Genomic DNA, 8894 nt, shown 5'->3' with positions numbered 1-8894 from the left:
TTTCGTTCTGCATCGATATATCCTTTATCTTACCAGCAACTTGTCTTATCTCATCTTCAATACATGGAGCATCAATGATTTCAATTCCACTACACTTAACTTTTCCAGATTCAAATATCACACTGGATAGTTCTTTGTATTTACTATTTTTAATAAAGTCATCATATATTATTTCAAAATTGTTTTCTTTTACAAATTTTAAAATTTCATTTTCTGCAAAAGATCTAACAAATGGTATATCTAGAGGTAAATGATAAATATAATCCATATTGAAGTTATCTTTTATTGCCTTTATCAACATCTCTTCACTATTTGATATATCAATATAGCCATCGATTATAAACATATTTACCCCATCAAAAAATCTCGTTTTATCTATGTTTTCAATTGCTATAAATATTAAGTCATTTAAATCTAGTAAGTTTAGTTCTTTAAGTTTATTTGTATATTCCTTATATATTTCAGCTAGTTCAATCGATTTATTGTAGATAACTTGATCATTTATTGAGCTAATTTTTTTCAAAAGATCTTCATATCCTATGTTGTCATCTTTTAAAGTTCTAATCTCGTTTAATATATTTATGATAAATCCATTTTTGTTATAAACTTTATCAAAATAATCCAACATTTGATCATCATGCATCTTTTTTATTATATTTTCTAAAATTATTAGTGAACTTTCCTCTGAAATAACTTCTCTTTCCTCTATAAAATCCTTTGAAATATTCATTGCTAAATCATCGAATGTTATAACATCGATATCATATAATGCCCCTAACTCGTTAAGTACACTTTCTCTTACAAATTCAATTAGTTCATCTGAAGGTGCTAAATATATTACTTTTTCATTCCTTTTTATTGTATCTATAACTCTATTAAACAAAAAATCACCTCGATTATATGATATATAAATTACATTAATTTTATACTGTAATTTATTAATATTCAATATAATAGTTAAGCTGTGCATATATTTCTTCTATATTAAAAATACATATATGCAAAAAACTCCTTAATTCTAAGATTAAGGAGTTTGAATAAAACAATCATGCGACTTGTCAAATAAGTAGATATAAAAATAAATGAAAGTAGCGATGTGTTCAAAGTATGGATAATTCTTTCAGCCTATTTTATGTTAAATTGTGATTTACATTTACAGATGCATATTATCATTCATTTGCTACATATGATAGTAATAATATGTAATAAGATCCTTCACTTCGTTCAGGATGACAAGCCCATAATTTTAATCATATTTCAAAATCCTGTCATTCTGAGCATAGCGAAGAATCTTATCTTTTAAACTACTCCGCTAAATCTTTCCATAATGGATTTGCAGCCTGTACTAATTTCTTTTTCCCTAGCTATAGATGAATTTACATCTAAAGTATATTCAAAATACACCAATTTATTTGTATTATTTTTTATAAGTATAAAAATAAGCACTTTTAACCACCAAAGTGCTTATTTTCGCTAAAATATGTAAATTATTAATAATCACCAAGTCCAACACTTATCTTTAATGCCTCATCAATTTTTTTCATCATATCATCATCAAATTTTCCCACTTTTTCTCTAAGCCTTTTTTTGTCGATTGTTCTTATTTGTTCCAACAATACAACTGAGTCCTTAGGTAGCCCAAAATCTTGAGCAGTAATTTCAACATGGGTAGGCAGCCGAGCTTTGTTTATTTGTGAAGTAATAGCTGCTACTATAACTGTTGGACTATACTTATTCCCAACATCGTTTTGGATGATAAGTATTGGCCTTACTCCTCCTTGTTCTGAGCCAACCACAGGACTTAAATCTGCGTAATATATTTCTCCGCGTTTTACTATCATATATATCTATGCTCCAAGTTTATTTCGTAATACATCAAGTCAATCATATCCTCCTCAATGCCAATTTCTGCAAGGGTTAAGTTGATTTGGCTGACTTCCTCGTATGCTTTTATAAATTCTTGATATTTCTTACATTTACAACCATTATTGCATAAATACTTTAATTGCTTAAACATGATGTCATTTTCATTGAGTATCACAGGAAGCCCAAAATTAACTTGTGCCAATAAATCCACCCCCTTATATAAGCTTAGAGAAATGAAAACTTAATATATGATGATTATATAACTTTTCTAAAAAGAGTGTCAATATAAATATCAATCTAACAAATATTCGACGACATCTACAACCTTATTGTTTTCATAATATATTCTAGGAAGTCTCCTATTCATCATACATACTATCTCATAATTAATAGTCCCTATAGTTTTAGCGATTTCATCTACACTTGGATAACCATATTCACTATCTCCAAATAATACTACTTCATCGCCAATATTTATATTTTGAATTTTTGTTAAATCCAACATAAACTGATCCATGCAAATATTCCCTACAATACTTGCCTTTTCACCCTTTACAAACACATTCCCTTTGTTTGAGAGCAGTCTTGTAAATCCATCTGCATATCCTATTGGAACTGTTCCGATCTTTGTAGTATGCTTAGTTACAAATTTATGTCCATAGCTTATTCCAGTATTCTCTGGGACTATTTTCACATTAGATATCTTAGCTTTAAGAGCCATTACTGGTTTTAATTTTATTTTATCTCTATTGACCTCATCAGAAGGATAAAGTCCATACAATATAATCCCAGGTCTTACTAAATCTAAATTATATTCAGGCATATCTATTATAGCAGCAGAATTCGATACATGTTTTAATTTTATTGATAATCCTCTCTGTTCTAAAGCATTTACTACATTCATGAATTTGTTAAATTGTTCAACTGTTGGGGTTTTATCTTTTTCATCAGCTCTTGCAAAATGAGTAAATATGCCTTCTATCTCAATATTTGAGAGAGAATTTATATTTAATATTTCCTCTATAGTCTCATCACTTGGTAAAAACCCAAGTCTTCCCATTCCAGTGTCAATTTTAATGTGAATTTTTACAGTTTTATCAAGTTTATTTGCTTGTTCAGAAAGTGCTTTAGCATTATTGTAATCGTAAATTGTTTGAATTAAATCATAATGTATTAATTCATTAAATCGTATTGGGCTAGTATAGTTAAGTATCATTATTGGGACGTTAATATTAGCTTTTCTCAATTCTATTGCTTCATCCAATATCGAAACAGCAAATCTCGTAGCTCCTATTTCTAAAAGTTTTTTTGCATAGTTAACAGCGCCATGTCCGTAAGCATTAGCTTTTATAACAGGCATAATTATAGATTTTTCACTTACTATTTTTTTTATTTCTCTATAATTGTGTTCTAAATTATCTAAATTTATTTCTAAATATGCCTCTCTATGATTTAAATCCATCATATTCAACTCCATTGCGTTTTATCTTCTATAAACTCCAAAGCTTTTGGCAAAAATTCAATGATATCTCTAGCAATCATACCATACTCGCCGTACTTCTCTCTAGCTAAATCTCCAGCAAGCCCATGTGCATAAACAGCCATTACACATGCCTCATAAGCATCATAACCTTGCCCTATTAATGAAGTGATAACTCCTGCAAGTACATCTCCGCTTCCGGCTGTAGCCATCCCTGGATTCCCAGAGAAATTTTTATAAACATTTTCTCCATCTGTTACTATAGTTTCATGCCCTTTCAAAACAGTAATTACGTTTCGTTCTTGTGAAAAACTAACAGCACACTCTTCTCTATGGTCATTAATATATCGAATATCTTTCCTAATCAATCTCGACATTTCACCAGGATGAGGTGTAATTATTGTTTTCCCATTTCTATTACTTAAAATATCTAAATCATTTATAATATTATTTAAACCATCTGCATCTATTACAATTGTGTTGTTAAATTCTTTGGCAAAATAATTTATATACGTGAGTTGTTTATAACCAACACCTATTCCCGGACCAACCAATAATGATGAAAAATCGTTTATTTCCATTTTTTTCAATGTAAAATCTTCTAAATCTCTCAATATTGCCTCTGTAGGAGCAATACTAGGTATTTTTAGTAATTGTGAATTTACCAATCCATAAACAAGTCCTGAACCACTTCTTAACGCCCCATATAATGCTAAATATAAAGATCCAGTCATTCCAATATTTCCAGCCACGATTCCAATTTTCCCAAAATCTCCTTTATGCGAATCTACTTTTCTTTTATTTAGCCTATATGGCATGTTGTTTGGTATTCCTACTTCTAAGCCTTTATTTGATACAGCTACCGCAACTGCTATTGAAAATTCTTTCTCATTAGAAATAGAAATATCTACTTCTTTAATGCCCAACATTCTAAATATTGTTTTAAGCTTATCGTTGATATTTAGGTATGGTTTTCCTTTGCCACTATGGCAAATTTCAATATCTGTCCATGATATCTCTCCGATTCCAGTGCCTAACATCTTAGAAACGGCTTCTTTTGCTGCAAATAACCCTGCAATTGTTCCTATCGAATCTCTCTTGTCTCTAATATAATTTATCTCATCTTTAGTAAAAACCCTTTTGTAAAAAGTATCTTTATTAGTTTGTATCAATTTTTGAATTCTTTCATTTTTTACAATATCAATTCCTGTTAGCATAACATCATCTCCACATTAATAGAATAACACCTATTTTATTAAATTAAAAGAGGTGTTATATAATATTTCAAAACATTAAATTTATTTAAACTTTCTGCTTCCTGGTTTTACTAAAGGTAAACCAGTTTTGCATATTGGGCATTCATCTGCATCATATGCTTTTGCATCTAATTTTAGCGCAGAGTATATAGGTAGATTTATCTCTTCTACTGTTCTATCTATAATTGCTGCGATCCCAATGACTTTCCCACCTAAGCTCTCAACTACTTCAATAGTTTCATATGAAGATTTTCCAGTTGTTATTACATCTTCTGCAATAAGTACATTTTGCCCTTCTAAAATCTCAAATCCTCTTCTCAATTTCATAATATTATCTTCTCTTTCTGTAAATATAGCAGGCTTTCCTAGTTGCCTTGCGATTTCATAACTTACGATAATGCCACCCATAGCTGGACCAACCACAATATCTATATCCAGATCTTTTATTTTTTCAACTATTTTTTTTACTACAATCTCAGCTTTATCTGGGTATTGTAGCAATTTTGCACACTGAATGTATCTGTCACTATGTTTACCTGATGATAATAAAAAATGTCCTTCTAAAACGGCTCCTGTTTCAACCAGCAGATTTAATATCTCCATCATTAACCTCCTATAATCCCTTTAATTTCTTTCAAATTGCTTATTTTTTCTTTTGCCATAAACTCTTCAATTCCCTCTGCAATTTTCTTTGAAGCATATATATCTCTAAAATTTGCACTGCCTACTTGTATTAAATCCGCTCCCGCCATGATAAATTCAATTGCATCTTCAAAGTTTGTTATTCCGCCTATGCCTATGAGTGGCACATCGACTGCTTTTTTTACTTCATATAACATTCGTAACGCAATAGGTTTAATACATGGCCCTGATAACCCAGCTGTTATATTATTGAATATAGGTTTTCTCTTATATATGTCAATTGCAAGTGCATTGAAAGTATTAACCAAAGACAATCCATCTGCACCTGCTTTTACACAAGCTTGTGCCATTTTAGAGATATCATTAGCGTTTGGTGAAAGTTTTACAACCAATTTTTTATTTGTCACCATTCTTACTTCTTTGACTACATCATAAGCTATTTTTTCATCAATTCCAAACGCCATCCCGCCTTCTTTTACATTAGGGCAAGATATATTGAGCTCTATAATAGGTATGTCTGTTTCATTTAATTTCATAGCTCCTAAAACATACTCTTCAATACTTCCACCGCCTAAATTTGCTAATATCACAATGTCCTTGCTCAATAAAAACGGAAGTTCCTCTTCTATAAATTTATCAACCCCTGGATTTTGTAAACCAATGCTATTCATAAGTCCTGAAGGGGTCTCATATATTCTCCTTCCAAAGTTTCCGATCTTTTCATGCAATGTCAGTCCTTTTGTGGAAATTCCACCTAATACGCTTATATCAAAATATTCATCATACTCTTTGCCAAAGCCAAAAGTTCCTGAAGCTGCAATTACAGGGTTCTTAAAATTTATCCCCAAAAACTCTACATTGCTATTCATCAAAATACACCTCTTTAGCCTCAAAAACTGGACCGTCTTTACAAACTCTCCGCATTCCATTTCTTGTTTGGATTGTGCATCCTAAACAACCTCCTATACCACAAGCCATATATTTTTCCATTGACACATAAAGTATAGCTTTATCTTTATTGCCCTCAGCTAATGCTTCTAACATAGGATGAGGCCCACAAGCATATATAACATCATAATCCTCAACATTTATTAGCTCTGTAACAAACCCCTTATACCCACCTAAACCTTCTTCTGATGCAACATACAAGTTTTTAGAGTGAGCATTGCATACATCAATTAAATATGGTTCTGCTCTAAAACCAGCAAACATATCCATCATTTTGTGGTTCTGCTTAAGCAAATAAATCATTGGTGCTATACCTATCCCGCCACTAACTACAGCAGATCTCATATTCTCTTTTATAATAAAACCATTGCCTAAAGGCCCAGTTAATTGTACTACTTCATTTGTCTTCATTGAGGACAATTCTTTAGTCCCTTTTCCTTTTACCTCATATACGAAATGGATAATATCACCTTCTATATCAGATATGCTGAGAGGTCTTGATAGAAAAGGATCAAGACCTTCCCATGCCCTTACCATGTAAAACTGGCCTGGAATACCTGAAATATTGCCTTGCAAAGTAATTTCATATATATTTTTAGCAATTTCATTGTTGCTTAAGACCTTGCATTTAATATTTGTCTCTTTCAAAACCAATATCCTCCCTCATGTCAAATACTGCTTTTCTAATATATTGATTGAAATTCTCATATTCATTTTCTTTGCCTTTATGCGCCATAATAATTCCCCTTGAAGAATTAACTATCCCACCGTTTCCATTTTTAAGATATAATTTTACATCTTTTCCTTTAGCTCCTTGTGCTCCATATCCTGGAATTAAGAAGAACATTTTATCATATCTGTTTCTTATCTCTATCGCTTCATCAGTATAAGTTCCGCCTACTACAGCTCCTATGGGTGAATATCCACATGAAGATAAGTATTTGTTTGATAATTCATAGAGTTTATCTCCTACATGAAAGTAAATTTCTCTGCCATCTTCGCACTTTAAATATTCTATATCCTTAGCGCCTGGATTAGAAGTTCTAAGAAGCACAAATATCCCCTTGTCACCATTTGCTACATTATCTAAATAAGGAGTAATACTATCAAATCCCATATAAGGATTTAAAGTGACAAAATCAGCTTCAAATTCACCCTCAAAATGTGCTTTTTTATACATAGTTGCTGTAGTTGATATATCTCCTCTCTTAATATCCCCTATTGAAATTAGATCATTTGATTTTAGATACTTTAAAGTCTTTGAGTAAGCCATCAATCCTTTTACACCTAAAGCTTCATAGTATGCTATTTGTAATTTGTATGTGCTTACAATGTCATAAGTAGCATCAATAATCCTTTTATTGAATTGAAATACAACTTCATCAATATCCTGATATTTGTTTTTAATTTGAGTAGGTATATAATCAGTGTCAGTATCTAGTCCTACGCATACGCATCCCTTTTCTTCAACTCTCTTATAGAGCTTATCAATTATCACAAAATCTCTCCTTTTTAAAATCTTCATCGATGTACTTTATATCCCCATCTTTAACAGTCATTAATACTTCGCCACTAAATTTCATACCTTCGAATGCAGTGTTCTTTGATTTTGAATGGAATTTATTTGAATCTACAGTAGATTCTTTTTCTGGATCTACTATGACAAAATTAGCTTTACTTCCGTTTTCTAATCTTCCATATTCTAAGCCCAGTATTCTAGCAGGTCCATAGGTTAATAAACTGGAAAGTCTTTTTAAATCAATATGATTTGGCTTTACTAAAGTCGTATAAGCCACTTTAAAAGCAGTCTCTAGACCTACCATTCCCGGAGCATTCTTTTGTTTGTCTTCTACACTATGAGGAGCATGATCAGTTGCTATTGCATCTATCACTCCATCTCTTATGGCTTTTATTAGTATATCTACATCTTCTTTTTCTCTAATTGGTGGATTTACTCTATAATCATTATCCCATAATGCGATGTGATGGGGTGTCACATCGCATGTTACATTGTCATTGTCTTTCTTAGCTCTCTCTATATCCTCAATTGCTTCTTTTGTGCTAACATGGGTTAAATGCAATTTTGCACCTATTTTTTTATTTAAATATATATCTCTAACTGTTTCCAAATTCTCTGCTAGTCTATAGTCGATCTTTGATATTTCTTCATCCTCTGCATGTACCAATACAACTAAATCTTTCTCTTTTGCTTTAATGAGTGCTTCATACATAACTCTTGTACTCTTTATTCCTTTGCCATCATCAGATATTACTTTGATTGCGTTAGAAATATTATCCAAATGACTTAGAGTAACTCCGTCAAAGTTTTCTGTTATGGAAAGAGTTTGATTTACATCAATCAATCCAATATTCCTAGCTTTTTCTAATACATAAGAAACTATTTTTTCATTTGAACAAATAGGATTGGTGTTTGCCATTAAATTTACATAAGTAAACCCACCTCTAACCGCAGCTCTGCTACCAGTCAAGATATCTTCTTTATAAGTATAACCTGGGTCTCTAAAGTGAGCATGTAAATCTATGAAAGATGGCATCAATACAAGATTTTCTCCATTAATGATGACTTCTTCATCCTCTAGTTCTATTGACTCTTTAAGCTGAACTATTTTATCGTTTATTATCAGTACATCTGTAAAAAAATCTTTTCCTTCGTCAACTAGACGAATGTTTTTTATAAGCAT

General features: G+C 31.2%; 11 protein-coding genes. All 11 read right to left on the bottom strand.

Annotation, left to right across the window (positions count from 1 at the left end; all coding sequences use genetic code 11):
- A partial coding sequence (locus tag ACTB1H_RS03090) for a UvrD-helicase domain-containing protein (RefSeq protein WP_463261368.1) occupies positions 1–883 on the bottom strand: 883 nt, incomplete at its 3' end.
- Between the two features lie 416 nt (positions 884–1299).
- Positions 1300–1446 (bottom strand): hypothetical protein, encoded by a 147-nt coding sequence (locus ACTB1H_RS03085; RefSeq protein ID WP_463261367.1) that lies wholly within the window; start codon positions 1444–1446, stop codon positions 1300–1302.
- A gap of 44 nt (positions 1447–1490) precedes the next feature.
- Entirely contained in the window at positions 1491–1841 is a 351-nt protein-coding gene (locus ACTB1H_RS03080; RefSeq protein ID WP_463261366.1) for a type II toxin-antitoxin system PemK/MazF family toxin, read from the bottom strand.
- Positions 1838–2068 (bottom strand): hypothetical protein, encoded by a 231-nt coding sequence (locus tag ACTB1H_RS03075; RefSeq protein WP_463261365.1) that lies wholly within the window; start codon positions 2066–2068, stop codon positions 1838–1840. Before ACTB1H_RS03075 ends, ACTB1H_RS03080 begins: the two co-directional genes overlap by 4 nt.
- Before the next feature lie 90 nt (positions 2069–2158).
- Complete coding sequence (alr, locus tag ACTB1H_RS03070; protein ID WP_463261364.1) at positions 2159–3328, bottom strand: alanine racemase; 1170 nt, start codon at positions 3326–3328, stop codon at positions 2159–2161.
- A gap of 5 nt (positions 3329–3333) precedes the next feature.
- Positions 3334–4563: an NAD(P)H-hydrate dehydratase gene (locus tag ACTB1H_RS03065; RefSeq protein WP_463261363.1), complete on the bottom strand. Its 1230-nt coding sequence runs from the start codon at positions 4561–4563 to the stop codon at positions 3334–3336.
- 81 nt (positions 4564–4644) lie between these two features.
- Positions 4645–5208 (bottom strand): orotate phosphoribosyltransferase, encoded by a 564-nt coding sequence (gene pyrE, locus ACTB1H_RS03060; RefSeq protein WP_463261362.1) that lies wholly within the window; start codon positions 5206–5208, stop codon positions 4645–4647.
- Positions 5208–6113 carry a dihydroorotate dehydrogenase gene (locus tag ACTB1H_RS03055; RefSeq protein WP_463261361.1) on the bottom strand — a complete coding sequence of 302 codons (906 nt, stop codon included), beginning with the start codon at positions 6111–6113 and terminating at the stop codon, positions 5208–5210. Before ACTB1H_RS03055 ends, pyrE begins: the two co-directional genes overlap by 1 nt.
- Positions 6106–6840, bottom strand: a complete 735-nt coding sequence (locus tag ACTB1H_RS03050) for a dihydroorotate dehydrogenase electron transfer subunit (protein ID WP_463261360.1) — start codon at positions 6838–6840, stop codon at positions 6106–6108. The genes ACTB1H_RS03055 and ACTB1H_RS03050 overlap by 8 nt, the downstream gene beginning before the upstream one ends.
- On the bottom strand, positions 6821–7690 hold the full coding sequence (gene pyrF, locus ACTB1H_RS03045) for an orotidine-5'-phosphate decarboxylase (RefSeq protein WP_463261359.1): 870 nt from the start codon (positions 7688–7690) through the stop codon (positions 6821–6823). Before pyrF ends, ACTB1H_RS03050 begins: the two co-directional genes overlap by 20 nt.
- Entirely contained in the window at positions 7680–8894 is a 1215-nt protein-coding gene (locus ACTB1H_RS03040; protein WP_463261358.1) for a dihydroorotase, read from the bottom strand. Before ACTB1H_RS03040 ends, pyrF begins: the two co-directional genes overlap by 11 nt.

This window comes from Soehngenia sp. (assembly GCF_055108775.1).
Note: the sequence above shows the minus strand (reverse complement) of the source record. Positions and strands in the feature narration are given on the sequence as shown.